The following is a 20,254-nucleotide window of genomic DNA, read 5'->3' as shown; positions in this document are numbered from 1 at the left end:
ATCACCATGCTGGAGAATGAACCGGGCACGGGGACGGAAGGCGGGCTGAATCGCTGGCTCGAAGGCATCGGTCTTGGTTACTATACCGATCTCTTCGCGCAGCACCGCCTCGATCTCGATGTCATGGCGGACCTGACCGAGTCCGATCTGGTCGAGCTCGGATTGCCGCTGGGCGATCGCAAGCGGCTGCAGCGGGCCATGGCCGCGCTGTTCCAGGCCGAGACTGCGGAGAAGCCCGAACCGGCGGCAGGCCTGCAACCGCGGACGGAGGTCGGCGCCGAACGGCGTCAGCTCACCACCATGTTCTGCGACATGGTCGACTCCACCTCGCTCTCGGTGCAGTTCGATCCGGAAGACGTGCGCGACATGATCGCGAGCTTTCGCGAGACCTGCGTCCGGGTGGTGAAGCATTATGAAGGGTTTGCCGCGCGCTTCGTCGGCGACGGCATCCTCGTCTATTTCGGCTATCCGACCGCGCATGAGGACGACGCCGAGCGCGCGGTGCGTGCCGGGCTCGAGATCGTGCGGGTGCTGTCGACCGCGCGCGCGGTCGAGCCGCGCGGCGCGCTGAGCCACGCTCCGGCCGTCCGGATCGGAATCGCGACCGGCCTCGTCGTGGTCGGGGACCTCGTCGGACAGGGCACCGAGGAGCGCGATTCCGCGGTCGGAGAAACCGTCAATCTGGCCGCGCGCCTTCAGAGCCTGGCGCCGCCCAATGGCGTCGTGATCTCCGCGTCGACGCAGTCGCTGCTGAAGGGGAAGTTCGACTACCGCAATCTCGGCGCCCATGCGCTGAAGGGGATCTCTGAGAAGGCGCAGGCCTGGCACGTGATGCGGGCATCGCGGGTGGAGACCCGCTTCGCCGCCGCCATGGGCGGGCGGTTGACGCCGCTCGTCAATCGCGAGGAAGAGATCGCACTGCTGATGGGGCGCTGGCAGCAGGTCAAGGACGGCGACGGCCAGGTCGTGGTCAAGTTCGGCGAGCCCGGTATCGGCAAGTCGCGCATCATCCAGGAGATCTTCGAGCGGATCTCGGGCGATCGGCACGGACAGATCTCGTTCCAGTGCTCGCCCTACTACACCTCCACGGCGTTCTATCCGTTCTCCGAGCAGCTCAAATTTTCGCTCGGTCTCGATCGCGAGGACCCGTCCGCGTTGTCGCTGGCCGGCCTGGAGACCGCGATCGCCGCCGCCCATGGTAATATCGAGCAGGTCACGCCGCTGTTCGCCGCGCTGTTGTCGATTCCGACCGGAGATCGCTATCCACCGCTCGACATGTCGCCGCAGCAGCAGAAGGATGCGACCGTCGTGGCGCTGGTCGATCACTTCCTCGGCCTTGCGCGCGAGATGCCGCTGGTGATCGCGTTCGAGGATCTGCACTGGATCGACCCAACCTCCCGCGAGGTGATCGATCTCCTGGTCGACCGGGTGCAGAACCGGCCGATCCTGGTCGTCATGACCGCGCGATCCGAGTTCCAGCCGAGCTGGAGCGCGCACTCGCATATCACCACGCTGGTGCTGAACCGCCTGAGCCGGCACCTGCGCACGACGCTGGTCGAGCGCGTCGCGGGCCGCGAGCTTCCCAAGGAGGTCGTGGAGGAGATCATTGTCAAGACCGACGGGGTGCCGCTGTTCCTGGAGGAACTGACCAAGACCGTTCTCGAATCCAACCTGCTGACCGAGCGGCATGGGCGCTACGTGCTGTCGGGCCCGTGGCGGCAACTCGCGATCCCGGCGACGCTAACGGATTCCCTGATGGCGCGGCTGGACCGGATGGGACCGTTCAAGCGCATCGCGCAGATCGGCGCCACCATCGGCCGCGAGTTCTCCTACGAGACGCTGCACGCCGTCGCCAACACGCCGGCGGAGCAGATCGAGGCCGCGCTCGATCATCTGGAAGAGGCGGGGCTGATCATGCGGCGCGGCCATCCGCCCGATGCTCTGTACTCCTTCAAGCACGTGATGATCCAGAACGCCGCGCATGACAGCCTGCTGCACAGCGAGCGGCGCAAGCTGCATTCAAGGATCGCGCAGGTGCTCGCCGAGATGTATCCGGAGAAGACCGAGCGCGAACCGGAGCTGCTCGCCCATCACCTCACCGAATCCGGCCAGAGCGAGGGCGCCGCGAGCTTCTGGCTCAAGGCCGGCAAGCAGGCGGCCAGGAGCGGCGCCAATCTGGAGGCGATCGGCCATCTGCACCGCGGCCTCGGCGTGGTGCAGGCCAATGCGCGCATGCAGGGCGCCGACGAGATCGAGCTCGAGCTGCGCATCGCGCTCGGCAACGCGCTGATCGCAGCCAAGGGCTATGCGGTGCAGGAGGTCGAGGAGAACTACATGCGCGCGCTCGAGCTCGGCCAGCAGCTCGACGACGATGAAAAGGCCTTCGCCGCCACCCGCGGGCTCTGGGTCTGCCATTTCATCCGCGCCGACCTGACCCGCGCGCACGATCTCAGCGTCGAGCTGTTGAAGTTCGCCAAGCGCGAGCGGCTGAACGAGCGGACGCAGCCGGCGCAGCAGACCGGCTACCTGATCGAGGCGCACCGCTCGATCGCGATGACCATGCTCTATCGCGGGCGCTTTGCTGCCTCACAACATCACCTCCACCGTTGCATCAATCTCTACAGCCCCGACCGGCACTCCGATCTGATGGAGCGGCACGGCACCGATCCCGGTGTCGTCTCGCTGTCCTATCTCGGCTATCTCCTGTGGTTCCTTGGCCGGCCCGACGCGGCGCGCCAGCACAGCGAGCAGGCGATTTTGCATGCGGAGAAGATTCGCCATCCCTTCTCGCTCGCTTTCGCGCTGGTGTTCGGCGCCTATCTCTGCCAGCACCTGCGCGATATCGAGGGCACGCGCGACTATGCCAATCGCGCCATGATCATCGCCACCGAGCACAATTTCCTGCACTGGAAGCAGCAGGCTGCGATCCTGCGCGGCTGGGCGCTGACGCAACTGGGCGAGGCCGATGAAGGCATCAGCCAGATGCGCCTCGGCCTCGACGAATACGAGGCGATGGATTCCTGGCTTGCCGGCTGCTGGTTTCGCTGCCTGCTCGCGGAAGCCTATGCCAAGGTCGGGATGCGCGATGCCGCCTTGCGCGCGCTGGACGGCGCGCTCGCGACCGCGAGAAGGACCGGTGATCATTCCTATCTCGCCGAAGTGTACCGTCTGCAGGGCGAGATCACGCTGTCGGACGGCGATCCCGCTTCCGAGCAAGAAGCCGAGGACCTGTTCGCCCTGTCGCTCGAGACCGCGCGCAAGCAGGGCGCGCTGTCTTGGGAGCTTCGCACCGCCGTCAGCCTCGCACGCCTGTCGCATGTGACAGGCAAGCGCGAGCACGCAAGCCTCCTGCTCGTGCCGATCGTCGCTAAATTCAGCGAAGGCTTTTACACGCCGGACCTGAAACAGGCGATGGAGCTGGTCAACGAACTCGGTGCGAGCGCGCCCGTTCGCGAACAGGCCGCTCGCTGACATGAGCGATGCTGTCGCCGCGCGTGCGCGCTACGTCGCGGTGATTGCCAGGCGGGAGCGGATTTCCTCGCCGCGCCTGCTCGCGGCGCTCGGTTCCGTGCCGCGCGAGGACTTTCTGGCGAAGGGTCCCTGGCGCATCAAGAGCGAGGCGGCGCGCAGCTACCGGCTGACGCCTGACGCCGATCCGGTTCATCTCTACGACAACGTGCTGGTCGCGATCGACGCGCGGCGCAAGCTCGACACCGGGCTGCCGAGCCTGTGGGCGCATTTCGTCGATCTGCTCGACGTCGGGGAGAAGGACCGCGTGGTCCAGATCGGCTGCGGGCTCGGCTATTTCTCGGCGGTGCTGTCGAAGATCGTGGGTCCCAGGGGCAGGGTGCAAGCCATCGAATGCGACGAGCGGCTCGCCGCTCGCGCCGCGACCAACCTTCGCGCCTATGGCAATGTCGAGGTCGTCCACGGTGACGGATGCCGGTATCTCGGCGAACCGGCCGACGTGATCATCGTGCATGCCGGTTTCTCGCATCCGCATCCGCTCTGGCTCCAGTCGCTCCGCCCGCGCGGCCGCCTTCTGGTGCCGTTGACCCAGCGCGACCGCGAAGGTGCCGCCCTCAAGATCACGCGCAAGGGCAAGGGGTTCGAGGCCGAAGCGGTGCAGCAGATCCGGATCTTTCCCGGCCGGGGCCGCGGTACGACCGCGCTGGATGACCGCGTCGCCGACTGGTGGCAGCGCGCCTCCGCTTTGGCGCCGCTGCGTTTTCGGGGAATAGAGCAGGGGCTGCCGTCGGATCGCTAATGCTTCGATTCATTTTACCTTGATTCAGATTGTGAGTTTCCGGCGTCACCCGGCGCCTGTATGAGTGCGGGGTCATGGCCATTTGAGCACGCATTATGCATTCCGTTGCCCTGCTGACAGCCAGCTACGCCAAGGATATCGAGCGGTTTTCGCTGCTCAGCGAGAGCATCGACACCTGGCTGACGGGATATACGCGGCATTATGTTCTCGTTAACGATGAGGACGTGCCGCTGTTCGCGCCGTTCGCTTCCGACAAGCGCGTCATCGTTCCGGCCTCGCATTATCTGCCGAAATGGCTGTTCGCGCTGCCGCCGGCGCTCCAGTTCATGAGCAGCCGCCGGATCTGGCTGTCGCTGCTGTCGTCGCCCGTCCACGGCTGGCACATCCAGCAGATCCTCAAGATCGCCGGCGTCCTCAATGCGCCGGAGCAGCGTGTCTGCATCCTGGACTCCGACAATCTGTTCTTCCGCGAATTCGACGTGAGCCGATATGCCGGTGCCGAGAAGACGCCGCTGTTCGTCACCCGCAAGGACATCGACGCCGATCACCCCTTGCATGTCCTGTGGCTCCGCACCGTCGATCAGCTTCTAGGTATCAAGGAGCGATCCTTCCCCGCTGACGACTATGTCGGCAACGCGCTGGTCTGGGACAAGGACACCGCGCGCGCCATGACCGGCGCCATCAAGTCGGCGACGGGATTGAACTGGGCTCTGGCGCTGTGCCGCAAGAAGAAGTTTTCCGAATATCTGCTCTACGGTCACTTCGTCGCCAATTCGCCAAAGCATCTGGCCGCCCATCGGGTGACGGAAGACAGCATCGCGGCCTCGCACTGGGACGATACGCGTCTCGACCGTCCTGCGATCGAGGCGATGATGCTTGCCGCTTCGCCCGAGCAGGTCGCGCTCTGCATCCAGTCCTATTCGTCGACCTCGATCGACGATATCCGCGACGTCTTCCGGCTGAGTTCGCGCGACCGGCGCGGCCCGAGCCTGTCTCCCGATCACATCGGGGACGTGGCCGAATTCGAGACGCCGAAGACGCGCTAGAGCTGGACTAAAGCCGCAGCTCAAGCATCCTTGGTGAACTTGCTTATGACCTCCATGAACGGCTTCGGCTTGAACTCGCCGTCGAGCGGCAGCGGGCGGTTCGGCTGCTTGTCCGCGCGGGCGAAGGTGCCGTTGATCCAGCTGTAGCGATCCGAAAGGCCCCAGGTCAGGATCGAGCGTACCGGTCCGCTGGTCGAAATTGCCGTCAGCAAATCGTTGACGCGCTTGGCGACGATGGCGTCGCGCTCCGCCGGACTGCCCGCCAGCTTCTGGTCGTCGACGTCGAGCTCGGTGACGAGGACGTCGAGGCCCCAGGAGCGTAGCTCGGTGACGAACTCGGCCAGCCCATGCGTGTCGATATCGAGCTCGGCGTGCAGATGCGATTGCAGTCCCACGGCGTGCAATGGCACGCCCCGGTCGAGCAGGTCCATGATGAGATTGCGGTAGGCCGCGCGCTTGGCGATGAACGAGTCCTTTGCCGACTCGATGTCGTATTCATTGATCGCGAGCTTGACGAAGGGATCGGCCGCGGCCGCCGTGCGGAAGGCCAGCGGAATCCAGTTGCTGCCCAGGTGCTGGGTCCAGAACGTGTCGCGCCGGTCGGTGATCTTCCTGGGATTGTCCGGGATCGGCTCGTTGACGACGTCCCACGACGTCAGCTTGTCCTTGTAATAGGAGACGACGGTGCCGATGTGGTCGACATAGGCGCGTTCGACGCCCTTGGTATCCTTGATCTGCTTGGTCCAGTCCGGAATGTCGTGATACCAGGCGAGCGTGTGGCCGCGCATCGTCAGATCGTTGTCCCGCGCGAAATCCAGGATGGCGTCGGCGCGCTCGAAGTTGAACGTGTGCGCGTTCGGCCGCAGCATCGGCCATTTCAGCTCGAGCACCGGCACCACCTGCGTGCAATAGGTGCTGATGGCTTCGCCGAGTCTGGGATCGGCCTGCAGGTCCCAGAGCGTGGCCGCGGCACCAAAACCCGGACGGCGCTGGGCAAGTTTCGACGCTGGCACCGCAGACGCCGATGCGCCGGCCGCAAGCGTTGCGGCGCCGCCGATCAGAAATTCGCGTCTGTCGAGCTTGACCAATTTGGGACGTTCCTTTGGGAAGCAACGCGCCAATGTACCAAGCGTCGCGTCGCGAAGCCGGGGTTTCCCGTGGTTGGGTTAACTTTTGCCCGGGGCGCCGCGCATCAACGCGCGTGATGCTGCATCACGGCTTCCGCGATCTCGGAATAGTGAAGCGCGCCCTTTTCGAGCGTCAAATTGTCCATCACATAGTCGCGAGGTGCGAAGTCGCCGGCGCCGACATGAGACCAGAACTCGCCCCAGCCAGCGGCGAAGCCATCCGCATCGGTGAAGGTCATGCCGCAACGGGCGTCGAAATAGGGCACTGATGACACGCCGCCTTCATATCTCACCTTGTTCGGAAAATACTGGGGGTCCTGCCATGGCCCGCCGCGGTCCCAGGCGAACACGGGGACGCCGCTCGACAATGCCTGCTGGCAGGCGATGCCCTGGCTCTCATGCTCGCAGAGGAAGATCATGCTGCGGCTGCGCGCCAGCGCCGCCTTGTAATCGTCTTCCTTATAGTGGCCGTAGCGGATCACCTCGACCGTGCGGCCGCTTGCTGCAAGATGTCTGCGGATCGGCTCGATCAGCTCGGTCTCGTAGCGCGCGTGGTCCCAGCGCACCTTGTCGTAGAGCAGCACGTCGACGCTCTTTTGTTCGGCAGGTGCAGGCGGCCACAAATCGGTCTCGATGCCGACCGGCCAGACCTCGACACCTGGCCAATAGGGCCGGCACATGTCGGCATACCAGGCGCAGGGCACCAGGATGGCCCTGACGTCGAGATCTTTCAGGCTGTCCGGTGCCTCGATCGGATGGTCGTACATGGCCACTCCGAGCAGGAGCGGGTTCTTCCATGCCAACCAGTCGAGCACGAAGGGACGCCCGATGATGCAGGCCAGCTCTTCCGGATGCTTGCGGATATGGCCGTAATCGTTGACGCGATAGCGGACGCCGATCCTGTCGAGTCCGGCGCAGAGATTGAGGAACACGCGCCTCTGGCCGCTGATCCAGGACCCGCCGAGCAGCACGCGTCGCAGCAGCGGCCGGATGTGGCGGTCGCCCGGAAACCAGCGGTCGTCCCGCTCCTCGAAGAACAGGTTGAGCGTCATCCGCTCGCCGTCGCCTGGGGCCGCCGGAACCAAGGGAGCTTCGGTGCCGCCGTGCGGCAGCGAGGCCGGGTTTGCCTGAATTCGCTCGGCAACGTCCATGTCAGTCAAGTCCAGGCACTGGAAAACGTCGGACGACGTTTAAAAATCATGGTTTCTTTTCTGTGATCGCGCCGTGCCGTGCAAGGAAAGGGCAAATTTAACGCTAACGCGCGAAATCCCCCGGCTGGTCCCGTTCGCGGCCCGATTTGCAGACTTATGTGACACTCTTCGGGGATGCTGCGCCGCAGTCCGATTGCCAAGCCCCTGATCGTCAAGGCCTCCGATCGTCAAGCCAAGGTCCAACTGATGAACGGCTGCGAAAGCCGCGCCGCCGGTCCCGTGTCCGCATGCTGAACCGACATTTCTCGATCTATCTCGTCGCCTATATCCTGCCTGCGGCGGTGGGCTTCTTCGCGGTCACGGCCTACACGCGGCTGCTGACGCCGGCCGAGTACGGCGTCTATGTCGTCGGCATCAGCCTTGCCGGCATTCTGGGCGCGATCTTCTTCGCCTGGATCAAACTGTCGGTGTCGCGCTATCAGGCGATGTCGGCGGAAGTGGATTTTCGCGGTACGGCGATGGTCGCCTTCGGGCTCACGGCCGCGGTCCTCTGTGCCACCACGCCGCTGGTCTTCCTGTTCCGCAGCGATGTCAGCGTCGAGCTGCTGCTCGCCAGCATGTTCGTCGCGATCATGGCCAATGCGGTCGATGTCGGTCAGGAGTTCGAGCGCGCCAAATTGCGGCCTTATCGGTTTGCCGCGATCTCGATCGTGCGCAGCGTGGCGAGCGTCGGCTTCGGCCTGCTCGGCATCTGGCTCGGCTGGGGTGGATTGGGGCTGCTCGCTGCGTTCGGTCTCGGTTCGCTCACCGGCATCGTCCTCAACCTCGTCGGCGATCGCACCAGGATCGCACGCTTCGAGCGCAGCCAGTTCATGCAGCTGGCGCGTTATGGCCTGCCGCTGACGCTGGCCGGATTGTCCGTTGCGGTCTATTCGGCCTGCGACCGGCTGATCGTCGCTTATTTGCTCGGCAAGGATGCCGCCGGCATCTTTGGTGTGGCCGCCGACCTGCCGCGCCAGTTCATGGTCATGATCGCGTCCAGCGTCGCCGCGGCGACCGTGCCCCTGGTGTTCCGGTCATTGTCGGAGAAGAACCACGAGACGACGCGGCAGCGGCTGACTGAAAGCCTCGAGCTGCTGCTCGTCGTCGTTGCGCCGGTCGCGGTGTGGCTCGCGCTTGCGGCGGACCAGGTCGCGGGCACCCTCGTCGGTATCGACTTCCGCGCCGGCGTGTCGGCGCTGCTGCCGACCCTGGTGCTGGCCCGGCTGTTCGGCATCGCCAATCAGTTCTATGTGCAGATCAGCTTCCAGCTCGCCGAACGGCCCTTCATGCTGGCGGCGCAATCCTTCCTCACGCTCGTCGTCAGCGTGGTCCTGATGTTCGCACTGGTCGCCGGCTACGACCTCTACGGCGCGGCGCTTGCGACGCTCGCGACCGAGGCGATCGGCTTCGTCGTCGCCGTCGCCCTGATGAGGCGTGCCCATCCCGTGCCGTTCGACTTCAATCGCCTCGCCGGCGTCGCGGCATCGGCTGCAGCGATGGCAGGCGCCATCCTCGTTGCGCGATCGCAAGTCAACGGCACCGGCATCGTCTCGCTGATCGTCGTGAGTCTCGCGGGCGGACTCGCCTATGTTGCCGCGGCGTGGCTGCTCAACGTCGCGAATGTGCGAACGCTCTCGCTGCGCTTCCTGCGGACGTTCAACCGCAAGGCGCTGGGCGTCTAGCCGCCTTCTGCCGCCACCCGCTTGGCAATGTCGGCGGGACGGTCCCGGGCACCGACAGGCCTGGCTGCCCGGCGGGGTGAGCAATATTGACCAGCAACTTCCGGTCTGAAGGCACATAATGTGCTTATCACCGTCCCTTATCGGCATCTATCGGTGACTGAGAGCGTGGTAGGGCTCCCGCCTGTGATCAGGGTGCATCGCATGCAGTTGCAATATTCCCATCTATTCGGTCCGTCACTGACGCCAGTCCAGCGAGCGCACAGTCCCGACTGCGGCGAACGCCTGAGCCGGACGAGAATCCCGGGCTTCTCCGCGTTTGACGCCGGTGCGTCCGCGTGTGCTGGCTGTCATCCCGTCCATACCGCGGAAGCCGAGACCGACCCGATCAAATCGACCGCGGTTCTCTGGCTCGCCAGTCACGATCTCAGGCCGCCGGCCTGAGCGAGTGCCCCGAATGGAGAATCTGGAAGAATTCGTTCACCGCGAAAACCTGAAAATCTTCAAGAGGCAGCTCGAGCTGGCGAAAGACGACGCCAGACGGCAATCGCTCACGAAGCGTCTCGCCGAGGAAGAGGCGAGAGTCTCGGTCGCGACCGGATGGGCGACGAGCGGCGCACCGGCAAGGAACCTCTGACGTGAGGCGAGCGGGTATACCGCAATCAAAAAGGTGTCTACGCCGGATATCCAGTGAGGTGCGGCGATTTTCGACCTTGCCGGCGGGAAGATCCACGCCGGATAGTTTCCGGCACGCCGTTCAATCGTCGTGAAAGAGGATGATCGCGCGCAGCAGGGCGCGGCAACTATTGCAGCGGGGATCTGGTCCTGGTCGCAGCATCGTAAATCAGGATCTGCAGCATGGGAAACCTGCCCAACAGCTCGGCGCCGGCTTTTTGAGCGGCATCTGCGTCGTCGTAATGCGTCTTGAAGTGACCGTCGACCACCAGCGAGAAGCCGCTGGTCGGCGCCACGTCAGCCCTTTGGATGATTCTCGGCTCAATCTCGTCTGCGGTTGTAAGCGGCTTTTTCATCGGTACCTTCATGTCATTGCAGGAGGCGGCTCGAGGCGCTGGCCCAAAACTGTCTCAGTCGTCCCTCACGATCTCAGGTTTGTCATACAAGACCGCGTTCAGGAGAGAATTGTGAACCTCGATCTTGCCGTTGTAGCTAATGAATCCGAGCTTGCGAAACTTGTTCATGAAGAAGCTGACCCGGGATCGGGTTGTCCCGATCATGTCGGCGAGCGTCTCCTGGCTGATCTGCAGCGCAATCGGCTGAGGGGCGCCTTCCTTGCCAAAATTCGCCAACAGCAGGAGCAGACGCGCAAGCCGCTTCTCGCTGGAATTGAACAACTGGTCGATCAGGTCTTCTTCGATGCGGCTGTTTCGGCTGAGAAGGTAGCCCATGAACAACTCGGAAAACTTTGGTTCGCTCTTGAGCGCGTCGAGCATCGCGGATTTCGCGATGGCCGTGATCACACATTGCTCCATCGCCACCGTTGTTGAAATCCGCAGCGGATGCCCGTTCAGGCAACCTTCGCCGAAGAATTGCCCGGGCTCCATGATTCCGACCACCGCTTCCTTGCCTTGCTCGGAGACGACGAGAACTTTGATCTTCCCCTTCTGGATATAGAAAACGGCATCCGCAGCGTCGCCTTGTGAAAACACGACCTGGTTCTTGTCGAATTGCAATATGGCTTTGCCGTCGCCGACTTTGGCGAGAAAGATCTTTGGATCAAACGTGCTTTTCGGCGCTTTTGGCATGAAGGCCTGATATGGGGACGATCCTCACGGAGGATAGCAGGGTCGGTGCCCGGCGCGTTAGGCAAATCTTGCTTGTCGTTTGTGGTCCAAGCCCCCGTTGGGGGCCATTTCGGGCTCACCGGCTCGTCTGCGCTCAATGTCGCGCGATCGTCTGATCCCGGTCCTTCATGAGTGCCGCATCCAGTTCCGTTTGGCTGATCGAGAACGACTGGATTAGCGGTCGGGAGGCAGACGTTGCGGGCGTCTGAAACAGCGTCGCGACGCGCCGGTAGGCGATCCTCGACAGCCCCTCGATCTGCTCGTCGTCGACGACGACGACATATTCACCGGCAGGTTGAACGCCATCGAGGTTGCGAAGGGTGAAGGCGTTGGCGAATGAAACGGTCGTCCGTGTAGTTCTGATCGTCAAGGGTTGGTCTCCTGGGCGAGCCCGCATTGGCGGCCGCCGCGCCATTTGGCAATCCGGCTCACTCCCGGTCGTGAGCGCGGTCAACCAACCTATCGGTTGGGTGGCGTCTCCGCAGAGCAAAATTGCTCAGTTCTGTAGGATGAGCGTTCGCAACCGGGCGAGCAGCGCTCAGCTAAGATGATTGGCACCTGAGCAGTTTTGCGCATTCCCTGCTGTCCCTCAGGTCTATTCTGAACAGCGGCAGAAGTTCCTCTGTCCGCAGGTGAGAGCGTGAAAATGAACTATCCCAAGGCGTGCTCGCACCGCCTCCCTACAGGGCTCTGCTTGGAACGAACGTCGCCAGGGTCGCTTGATGATAGCGACCGGATATGATGCCTACCCATCATATCCGATGAATGGCGGCCCCGGTTCGCACCCCCGTGCTGGGGCCGCTTCCGGTTTGGGGCTACTTGGCCGAGCTTACCGGATCGCTGGCGGGTCTTCCGCAGACGTGCCCGCAGCCGGAGCATTCGAAGATGCGCAGATCCGGGCCGTTGCAGCTTGATCCGATGCGGACCAGCATCATGCGGCGTTGGCAGGCCGGGCAGAGTGGCCGGGGGATCGGAATAAGCGATGGTTCCGGACGAGCATAGACCTCGACATGTGAAGTTCCTGTCCATGTGGCGGGGTATGCTGTACCAGAAGCCGCCGATGGCAGCCGATTCGCCGGCTGCGACGGCTGAGCATGCGGCGTGCCGGCGTCGGCCACTGTTCATTATAGCTCATACTTGGGAAGATTTGCTTGCGGTTCGGGACATGCGGAGGCGAATGCTGGACCTTGGACTGTGCAATATTGCTCAGCAAGATGTCCTCGCACGGATCATTATGAGAGTGCGCGGGGAGCGCGACCTCAGAGCTGCTGCCGAAGGCGTCCGTGCGCAAGAGCCATGCTTTCCTGGGCGGGCAAATTCGGGAGCCTGCCAGATATGACGCAAAAGACGCCGGACATCCGCGCATTGGCGCAGCTGCTTGCCCGCTATCGCGAGCCCGATAGCGCTCGCGGCGTCCTCGAACTCGTAATCACCGCGGTGCCGTTCCTGGCCATCTGGGTTCTGGCCTGGAATGCCTTTGACAACGGCTACTGGCTTGGCTTGCTGCTCGAGGTGCCTGCCGCCGGCTTGCTCGTCCGCCTCTTCATGATCCAGCACGATTGCGGACATGGCTCGTTCTTCCGCAGCCGGTTCGTGAACGACTGGGTCGGACGCGCCATCGGCGTCGTGACGCTGACGCCCTATGATTACTGGCGGCACAACCATGCACACCATCATGCGGGCTCCGGCAATCTCGATCACAGAGGTCTTGGCGACATCGATACGTTGACCCTGCGCGAGTTTCACGCACAGTCGCGATGGCGTCGGCTGCTCTATCGTCTCTATCGGCATCCCCTCGTCATGTTTGGCGTCGGCCCCACCTACCTGTTCATCTTGAAGCATCGATTGCCGGTGGGGATGATGCGTGGCGGCTGGAAGCCCTGGCTGAGCACGATGGGCACCAATGCCGCGATCGCGGTTTTCGTCGCCGCGGCGATGTGGCTGGTCGGATACGGTCCGTTCCTGCTGGTGCATCTGCCGATCGTGGTTCTGGCGGCGTCGATCGGTGTCTGGCTGTTCTACGTCCAGCATCAGTTCGAGGACACGTACTGGTCCCACGGCGAAGACTGGAGCTTCCACGAAGCTGCGCTGCATGGCAGTTCCCACTACCATTTGCCGGGCGTGTTGCGATGGTTCACAGCGAATATCGGCATCCACCACATCCATCATTTATCCAGCCGAATTCCCTGCTATCGATTGCCGGATGTGTTGCGTGACCATCCGCAGCTTGCGAACATCGGACGAATGACGCTGTTGCAGAGTTTGAGGTCCGTGCCGCTGGTTTTGTGGGATGAGGAGCGGCTGCAGCTCGTCTCCTTTGCCGAAGCACGCGCTCGGGTCCACGCCCGATCTGTCGGGACCTGACGCCCGCCCGTATCATGGTAAGAGGCCAGTGTGATCCGGCCTGCGATCTATTTCTCAATGTGGAAATTCTTGCAAAAGAGATGGGCAGGCGCCTTTACATTTTGCCGTAGCGGCGGCCGGAGCCATGTCCTGTTGTGCTTGTCAATCAAAGCTCGTTCTGCTCATTAGGGGTCTGAAATTGCGCAGCAATATGCGCATGCACTATCGACTAAAGTCGAAATCCAGCGAGGAAACAAAAACAATGCGCAAGCTCACTTTGGCCATTGCCGTGATCGCCCCGATGCTCGGTCATGCCGCGTCGGCCGAGGATACCATCAAGATCGGCTATATCGATCCGCTCTCCGGCGGCGGCGCCAGCGTCGGCGAAGGTGGCCTGAAGACATTCCAGTATCTGGCCGACGAGCTCAACGCCAAGGGCGGCATCCTCGGCAAGAAGATCGAGATCATCGGTCTCGACAACAAGACCAATCCGCAGGAGAGCCTGGTGCAGGCCCAGAAGGCGATCGACGCCGGGGTTCACTACATCACGCAAGGCAACGGCTCGTCCGTCGGCGCCGCGCTCTCGGACTTTGTCACCAAGCACAATTCGCGCAATCCCGGCAAGGAAGTGCTGTACTTCAACTACGCCGCGGTCGATCCGAGCCTGACCAACGAGAAGTGCAGCTATTGGCATTTCCGCTGGGATGCGAGCTCCGACATCAAGATGGAAGCGCTCACCAACTACGTGAAGGACACGCCTTCGGTCAAAAAGGTGTACCTGATCAACCAGGACTATTCGTTCGGCCAGTCGGTACGCACCGACGCGCGCAAGATGCTGGGTGCCAAGCGGCCCGACGTCCAGATCGTCGGCGACGAGCTGCATCCGCTGCTGAAGGTCACCGACTTCTCGCCCTACATCGCCAAGATCAAGGCGTCCGGCGCCGACAGCGTCATCACCGGCAATTGGGGTCAGGACATTGCGCTGCTGCTCAAGGCCGCCGCCGATGCCGGGCTGAAGGTCAATTGGTACACCTATTATGCCGGCGGCGCCGGCGGTCCGACCGCGATCAAGCAGACCGGCCTCGACCATCAGGTCTTCCAGATCACCGAAGGTTTTGCCAATTCCGGTAACCAGACCGCGATGGACTTCGAGAAGGCGTTCCGCGCCAAGGTCGGTATCTCGCTGTGGTATCCGCGTGCGGTCAACGAGATGCGGATGTTCAAGGCAGCGGCCGAGAAGGCCAACTCGATCGACCCGGTGAAGGTCGCAGCTGCCCTCGAAGACCTGAAGTTCGATGTTCTCGACGGTGGCCAGGGCCTCATGCGCAAGGACGACCACCAGTTCTTCCAGCCGATCTACATCTCCTCCTTCGGCAAGCTCGCCGCCAACGAGCCGTTCGACGAGGAGAGCACCGGTTGGGGCTGGCATCTGGTCTCCAAGGTCGACACGCCGCAGGCCATGGTGTCCACGACCTGCAAGATGGCGCGGCCGTAATCGCTGAGCTCGTCGTTCTCCCGCGGCCGTCATGGGCGGCGGGAGAATGGCGGCCGGACGACGTTTGATCGGATTCACCGGGACCGCCGGGCCCCGGCCAGAGACGAGTGCGCTGTGCTTGAACTGATTGTCATTTCGACCTTGAACGGCGTGCTGTTCGGCATGCTGCTCTTTCTGTTGTCGAGCGGGCTCACCGTCATCTTCAGCATGATGGGCGTGCTCAATTTTGCCCATGCCAGCTTCTACATGCTCGGCGCCTTCTTCGGCTTCCAGCTCACCAAATGGATCGGTTTCTGGCCCGCGCTGGTGCTGGCGCCGCTGCTGGTCGGCGCCATCGGCATGGCGGTGGAGCGCTACGGGCTGCGCAATACCCACAAGCACGGCCATGTCGCGGAGTTGCTGCTGACCTTTGGTCTTGCCTTTGCGATCGAAGAGATCGTGTCGATGATCTGGGGCAAGAGCCCGGTCGACTACCGCGTGCCGGCGCTGCTCGACTTTCCGGCCTTCACGATCTTCTCGACCAATTATCCCGCCTACAAGATCTTCATGCTGGCCGTGTCGGTCGTGATCTTCGTGGCGCTGCTGCTCGTGCTCAAGCGCACTCGCGTCGGCCTGATCGTGCAGGCGGCGCTGACGCATCCCCACATGGTCGGGCATCTCGGCCACAATGTCGGGCGCGTCTTCATGGCGGTGTTCGGCGTCGGCAGTGCGCTGGCCGGCCTTGCCGGCGTCATTGCCGGTCCCGCTCTGGTGACGCAGTCCGACATGGCCGCTTCGCTTGGACCCATTCTGTTCGTCGTCATCGTGTTCGGCGGCCTCGGCTCCTTGCCCGGCGCCTTCATCGCCTCGCTCGTCATCGGGCTGGTGCAGACGTTCGCGGTGGCGCTCGATGGCTCGCTGGCCAGCGCATTCGGCCCGCTCGATCCGTCGTCGGGACCGTCCGTCCTCACCGACATCTGGAACGTCACGATCGCGCAGGTCGCGCCGATCGTTCCCTATATGCTGCTGGTGCTTATTCTGATCGTTCGCCCCCTGGGCCTGATGGGGACGCGCGAGTCATGACGACTGCAACGACTTCGACATCGAACATGACGGGCAAGCGCGCTGGCGACGCCCTGCGCTTCTACGGCGTCTGGCTGATCGGTGTGATCGCCCTGATTGTCTTGCCGATGATCTTCTCCTCCGGCGGTTCGCTGACGTCCTTCAGCCTGATCGGCATCGCGATCGTCTTCGCGCTGTCCTACAACATCCTGCTCGGCCAGACCGGCCTGCTGTCGTTCGGCCACGCCGTTCACTACGGCCTCGGCGGCTTCGCGGCCTGCCACATGATGAATGCGGTGGTGTCGCACGGCTGGCCGATCCCGCTGCCGTTCATTCCGCTGTTCGGCGGGCTCGGTGGCCTGATCTTCGCGATGATCATCGGCTGGGTGATGACCAAGCGCGCCGGCACCGTGTTCGCGATGATCTCGCTCGGCATCGGCGAGCTGGTGGCGTCGTCCTCTCTGATCCTGCGCTCGGTGTTCGGCGGCGAAGCCGGCATCACCACGGACCGCACCGCGCTGCCAAAGATGTTCGGCTGGTCGTTCGGGCCGCAGCTCCAGGTGTACTATCTGATTGCGTTCTGGCTGGTGCTGGCGGCGATCGCGATGTACGCGCTGACCCGCACGCCGCTCGGGCGCATCAGCAACGCGGTCCGCGACAATCCGGAGCGCGTCCAGTTCATCGGCTACGATCCTCACGTGGTCCGCTATCTCGCCTTCTGCTTTGCCGGCTTCTTTGCCGGCATTGCCGGCGGATTGGCCGCGATCAATTTCGAGATCGCAAACTCCGCCTATCTCGGCGCGATCCAGTCCGGCCTCGTGCTGTTCTCCACCTTCATTGGCGGCACCGCCTATTTCTTCGGCCCCATCCTCGGTGCGATCCTCGTCACCTATCTCCAGCTTGGCCTCACAGGCCTCACCAGCGTCTGGCAGCTCTATTTCGGCATCATCTTCATCGGCATCGTGATGTTCTCGCCCGGCGGCATTGCCGGCCTGTTGATGATGCACCGGCCGCTGGTTCGCGCCGGAACGCTGTGGACGGTGATCCCGTCCTATCTCGTCGCCGTCGTGCCGACCGTGGCGCTCGCGTGCGGCGTCATCCTGACCATCGAGACGGTTGCGCGCTATTCCGGCGGGGAGGCCATCAACCTGTTCGGCATTGCCTTCAATCCAAAGTCTCCGATGACTTGGCTCAGTGCTGCGGTTCTGGTCTTCGGCGGCGGGTTCCTCGCGCGGCTCACCTGGCGGCGGATCGCCGATGCGTGGGACAGGGCTGCGACGGTCGCTCGTGACCGGGGGTATCTGGCATGAGCGGAGCGGTTTCTGTAAACAGCGGAGCGGTATCTGATAAGAGCGCAGCGATCGAAGTCCGCGCCGTCGAGAAGCGTTTCGGCAATGTCAGCATCATTCGCGATCTCAATTTCAGCGTCGCCAAAGGCGAGCGGCACGCCATCATCGGTCCGAACGGCGCGGGAAAATCCACGACGTTCAATCTGATCAGCGGCCATATCAAGCCGACCTCGGGCGAGGTGAAGCTCAACGGCGACGTCATCTCCGGCCTGCAGCCGTTCGAGATCAACCGGCGTGGCCTGTCGCGCTCGTTCCAGGTCACCAACGTGTTTGCCCGCATGTCGGTTTGGGAGAACGTGCGCTGCGCCGTGCTCTGGGCCACTGGACATCGCTATGCCTTCTGGAAGAACGTCGACAGCCTGCCCGAGGTACGCGAGCGCACCGCGCAGATCCTGGACGACATCCATCTGACGCACCGGCGCGATGTCCCGGCCGGTCTCTTGACCTACGCCGAGCAGCGCGAGCTCGAGATCGGCATCACCATCGCCAGCGGCGCCACCGTCGTCATGCTGGACGAGCCGACCGCCGGCATGAGCAATGCGGAGACCGAGCGCGCCATGGCGCTGATCCGGCGGCTGACCGAGGGCAAGACCCTCGTCATCGTCGAGCACGACATGAGCGTCGTGTTCGGCCTTGCCGACCGCATCTCGGTGCTGGTCTACGGCCACATCATCGCCTCGGGCACGCCGGAAGAGATTCGGCGCGATCCGAAGGTCAAGGAAGCCTATCTCGGCGAGGAAGCACACTGATGCTCGAGGTCAGGGATCTCCATGCCTATTACGGCAAGAGCCACATCCTGCAGGGCGTCGATCTCGACGTCGCCGCCGGCGAGGTCGTGAGCCTGCTCGGCCGCAACGGCGTCGGCCGCTCCACCACGGTCAAGGCGATCATGGGCGAGGTCGCGCCGCAGGGCACGATCCGCTTCAAGGGCAAGGACATCGTCGGCCTGCCCAGCTACAAGATCGCGCGCCTCGGGCTCGGCTATGTGCCGGAGCATCGCGACATCTTCCCGAGCCTGACGGTTCGCCAGAATCTCCTGCTCGGCGTCAAGGACACGCGCCGTCCCGGCAAATGGCGGCTCCAGGACATGCTCGACATGTTCCCCAATCTTGCCGCGCGTGCCGACACCGCGGCGGGCGTGCTGTCCGGCGGCGAGAAGCAGATGCTCACCACCTGCCGGACGCTGATGGGCGATCCTGACCTGATCATGATCGACGAGCCGACCGAAGGTCTGGCGCCGCTGATCGTGCAGCAGGTTGGCGATCTCATCGCGCGCATCGCGCAGGCCGGCGTCGCGATCCTGCTGGTGGAGCAGAAGCTGTCGATCGCGATGCGCATCTCCAAGCGCGTCTACATCATGGGCCACGGCCGCGTCGTGTTCGAGGGCACGCCGGACGAGCTCAAGGCGAATGCCGCCGTGCGGCAGGAATGGCTCGAGGTCTGACCTTACCTTCAGGCGGCAGGCTCGCAGAATAGAACGGCTGCAAGCTGCGCATACGCATCTGAATTCTTCGCTACATCTCCCGCTCCATATTCAGGCTATCGTCGCAATTGCCGACATCGCGATCGATGCGGCCGATGATAACCAAGAACAGAAGTGGAGGACGTTGGCGACGGCCTTTCGGGCCCGCGTCGATGCGCTCTGCCAGGGAAGGAGATGCCGGGCATGCCGGGAAAACAACTGGTCCGTGGAGCTGTTGCTCTGTTTGCAGTCCTGAGCGGCGCTTCGGCCGCGATGGCCGGAAACTACGACACCGGCGCGACCGATACATCCATCAAGCTCGGCCAGACCATGCCCTATTCGGGGCCGGCCTCGGCCTATTCGGCGATCGGCCGCGCCGAGATCGCCTATTTCAAGATGCTCAACGACAAGGGCGGCATCAACGGCCGCAAGGTCGAGCTGCTCAGCATGGACGATGCCTATTCGCCGGCGAAGACGGTGGAGCAGGTGCGGCGCCTCGCCGAGAGCGACGAGGTGTTCGCGATGTTCTCGATGCTCGGCACCGGCCCGAACATCGCCGCGCAAAAATACCTCAATGCCAGGAAGATCCCGCAGCTGTTCCCGTCGAGCGGCGCCAGCCGCTGGAACGATCCGCAACATTTCCCGTGGACCACCGGCTCGCAGCCGACCTACCGGACCGAAGGCCGCATCTACGCCAAGTGGATTCTGGCCAACAAGCCGGACGCCAAGATCGCCGTCATCACGCCGAATGAGGATCCCGGGCGCGACTATCTCGCGGGCTTCAAGGAAGGGCTGGGGGAGCACGTCAGCCAGATCGTTGCGGAGGCCACCTACGAGACCTCCGATCCGACCGTGGACTCCCAGATCGTCAAGTTCAAGGCCGCCGGCGCCGACGTTGTCTTCAACGAGTGCACGCCGAAATTCGCGGCGCAGGCCATCAAGAAGATCGCGGAGCTCGGCTGGAAGCCGCAGATCATTCTTCCGGCCGTCTCCAATTCCGTCGGCTCGGTGCTGACGCCGGCCGGCCTCGACAATGCCGTCGGCATCGTCACCGGCGCCTTCCAGAAGGACCCCGGCGATCCACGCTGGGCCGACGATCCCGGCATGAAGGCCTGGCGCGAATGGATGAAGACCTACAATTCGGGCGCTGACCCCGCCGACATCTTCAACGTCACCGGCTACACTATGGCGCAGATGATGGAGCTGGTGCTGCAGCGCGCCGGCAACGATCTGACGCGCGCCAATCTGATGAAGCAGACGCAGTCCTTCAAGGACGTCGAGCTGCCGATGCTGCTGCCGGGCATCAGGCTCAACACCTCGGCCGAGCAGGTCACGCCAATCCGCCAGCTGCAGATGGCGCGCTTCAACGGCAAGTCATGGGAGCTGTTCGGCGACGTGATCGGCGAATAGGATCGATACATCATCACAGGCGGGCAGGGTGCGAACCTTG

16 protein-coding genes are annotated in these 20,254 nt (G+C 63.4%); 11 read left to right on the top strand and 5 right to left on the bottom strand.

What is annotated here, in order from left to right; genetic code table 11:
• The first annotated feature begins 6 nt into the window (after positions 1 to 6).
• The 3 genes from WHZ77_RS27210 (at position 7) to WHZ77_RS27200 (ending at position 5,313) form a co-directional block, all read left to right on the top strand.
• Entirely contained in the window at positions 7 to 3,471 is a 3,465-nt protein-coding gene (locus WHZ77_RS27210) for an AAA family ATPase (RefSeq protein WP_375310777.1), read from the top strand.
• Position 3,472: 1 nt separating this feature from the next.
• Positions 3,473 to 4,267, top strand: coding sequence for a protein-L-isoaspartate O-methyltransferase (locus WHZ77_RS27205; RefSeq protein ID WP_375310776.1), 795 nt, complete (start codon positions 3,473 to 3,475; stop codon positions 4,265 to 4,267).
• Between the two features lie 95 nt (positions 4,268 to 4,362).
• On the top strand, positions 4,363 to 5,313 hold the full coding sequence (locus WHZ77_RS27200; protein ID WP_375310775.1) for a DUF6492 family protein: 951 nt from the start codon (positions 4,363 to 4,365) through the stop codon (positions 5,311 to 5,313).
• Between the two features lie 20 nt (positions 5,314 to 5,333).
• Here the strand turns inward: WHZ77_RS27200 and WHZ77_RS27195 are convergent, their stop codons facing one another.
• A complete protein-coding gene (locus WHZ77_RS27195; RefSeq protein ID WP_375310774.1) occupies positions 5,334 to 6,401 on the bottom strand; it encodes an endo-1,4-beta-xylanase in 1,068 nt (355 codons plus the stop codon).
• Positions 6,402 to 6,505: 104 nt separating this feature from the next.
• Complete coding sequence (locus WHZ77_RS27190; RefSeq protein WP_375310773.1) at positions 6,506 to 7,591, bottom strand: glycosyltransferase family 1 protein; 1,086 nt, start codon at positions 7,589 to 7,591, stop codon at positions 6,506 to 6,508.
• A gap of 287 nt (positions 7,592 to 7,878) precedes the next feature.
• On the opposite strand from WHZ77_RS27190, the gene WHZ77_RS27185 reads away from it, so the two are divergent.
• Complete coding sequence (locus WHZ77_RS27185; protein ID WP_375310772.1) at positions 7,879 to 9,315, top strand: lipopolysaccharide biosynthesis protein; 1,437 nt, start codon at positions 7,879 to 7,881, stop codon at positions 9,313 to 9,315.
• 800 nt (positions 9,316 to 10,115) lie between these two features.
• On the opposite strand, the gene WHZ77_RS27180 is transcribed toward WHZ77_RS27185, so the two are convergent.
• The 3 genes from WHZ77_RS27180 to WHZ77_RS27170 form a co-directional block, all read right to left on the bottom strand.
• Positions 10,116 to 10,343, bottom strand: coding sequence for a hypothetical protein (locus tag WHZ77_RS27180; protein WP_375310771.1), 228 nt, complete (start codon positions 10,341 to 10,343; stop codon positions 10,116 to 10,118).
• 54 nt (positions 10,344 to 10,397) lie between these two features.
• Positions 10,398 to 11,075, bottom strand: a complete 678-nt coding sequence (locus WHZ77_RS27175; protein WP_375310770.1) for a Crp/Fnr family transcriptional regulator — start codon at positions 11,073 to 11,075, stop codon at positions 10,398 to 10,400.
• Between the two features lie 133 nt (positions 11,076 to 11,208).
• Positions 11,209 to 11,484, bottom strand: a complete 276-nt coding sequence (locus WHZ77_RS27170; protein WP_375310769.1) for a hypothetical protein — start codon at positions 11,482 to 11,484, stop codon at positions 11,209 to 11,211.
• A gap of 965 nt (positions 11,485 to 12,449) precedes the next feature.
• Here WHZ77_RS27170 and WHZ77_RS27165 point away from each other — a divergent pair.
• From WHZ77_RS27165 to WHZ77_RS27135, 7 genes are all read left to right on the top strand, one after another.
• Entirely contained in the window at positions 12,450 to 13,478 is a 1,029-nt protein-coding gene (locus WHZ77_RS27165; RefSeq protein ID WP_375310768.1) for a fatty acid desaturase, read from the top strand.
• A gap of 241 nt (positions 13,479 to 13,719) precedes the next feature.
• Complete coding sequence (locus WHZ77_RS27160; protein ID WP_375310767.1) at positions 13,720 to 14,952, top strand: branched-chain amino acid ABC transporter substrate-binding protein; 1,233 nt, start codon at positions 13,720 to 13,722, stop codon at positions 14,950 to 14,952.
• A gap of 114 nt (positions 14,953 to 15,066) precedes the next feature.
• Positions 15,067 to 16,014, top strand: coding sequence for a branched-chain amino acid ABC transporter permease (locus tag WHZ77_RS27155; RefSeq protein WP_015688231.1), 948 nt, complete (start codon positions 15,067 to 15,069; stop codon positions 16,012 to 16,014).
• Positions 16,011 to 17,303, top strand: a complete 1,293-nt coding sequence (locus tag WHZ77_RS27150) for a branched-chain amino acid ABC transporter permease (RefSeq protein WP_375310766.1) — start codon at positions 16,011 to 16,013, stop codon at positions 17,301 to 17,303. Before WHZ77_RS27155 ends, WHZ77_RS27150 begins: the two co-directional genes overlap by 4 nt.
• A complete protein-coding gene (locus WHZ77_RS27145) occupies positions 17,300 to 18,091 on the top strand; it encodes an ABC transporter ATP-binding protein (protein WP_375310765.1) in 792 nt (263 codons plus the stop codon). Before WHZ77_RS27150 ends, WHZ77_RS27145 begins: the two co-directional genes overlap by 4 nt.
• A complete protein-coding gene (locus WHZ77_RS27140) occupies positions 18,091 to 18,786 on the top strand; it encodes an ABC transporter ATP-binding protein (protein WP_015688228.1) in 696 nt (231 codons plus the stop codon). The genes WHZ77_RS27145 and WHZ77_RS27140 overlap by 1 nt, the downstream gene beginning before the upstream one ends.
• A 222-nt stretch (positions 18,787 to 19,008) precedes the next feature.
• Positions 19,009 to 20,214, top strand: a complete 1,206-nt coding sequence (locus WHZ77_RS27135; RefSeq protein WP_375310764.1) for an ABC transporter substrate-binding protein — start codon at positions 19,009 to 19,011, stop codon at positions 20,212 to 20,214.
• Positions 20,215 to 20,254 lie beyond the last annotated feature (40 nt).

The organism is Bradyrhizobium sp. A5 (genome assembly GCF_042076515.1).
Taxonomy (GTDB): domain Bacteria; phylum Pseudomonadota; class Alphaproteobacteria; order Rhizobiales; family Xanthobacteraceae; genus Bradyrhizobium; species Bradyrhizobium cosmicum.
This window is presented reverse-complemented; position numbering and strand designations above follow the sequence as displayed.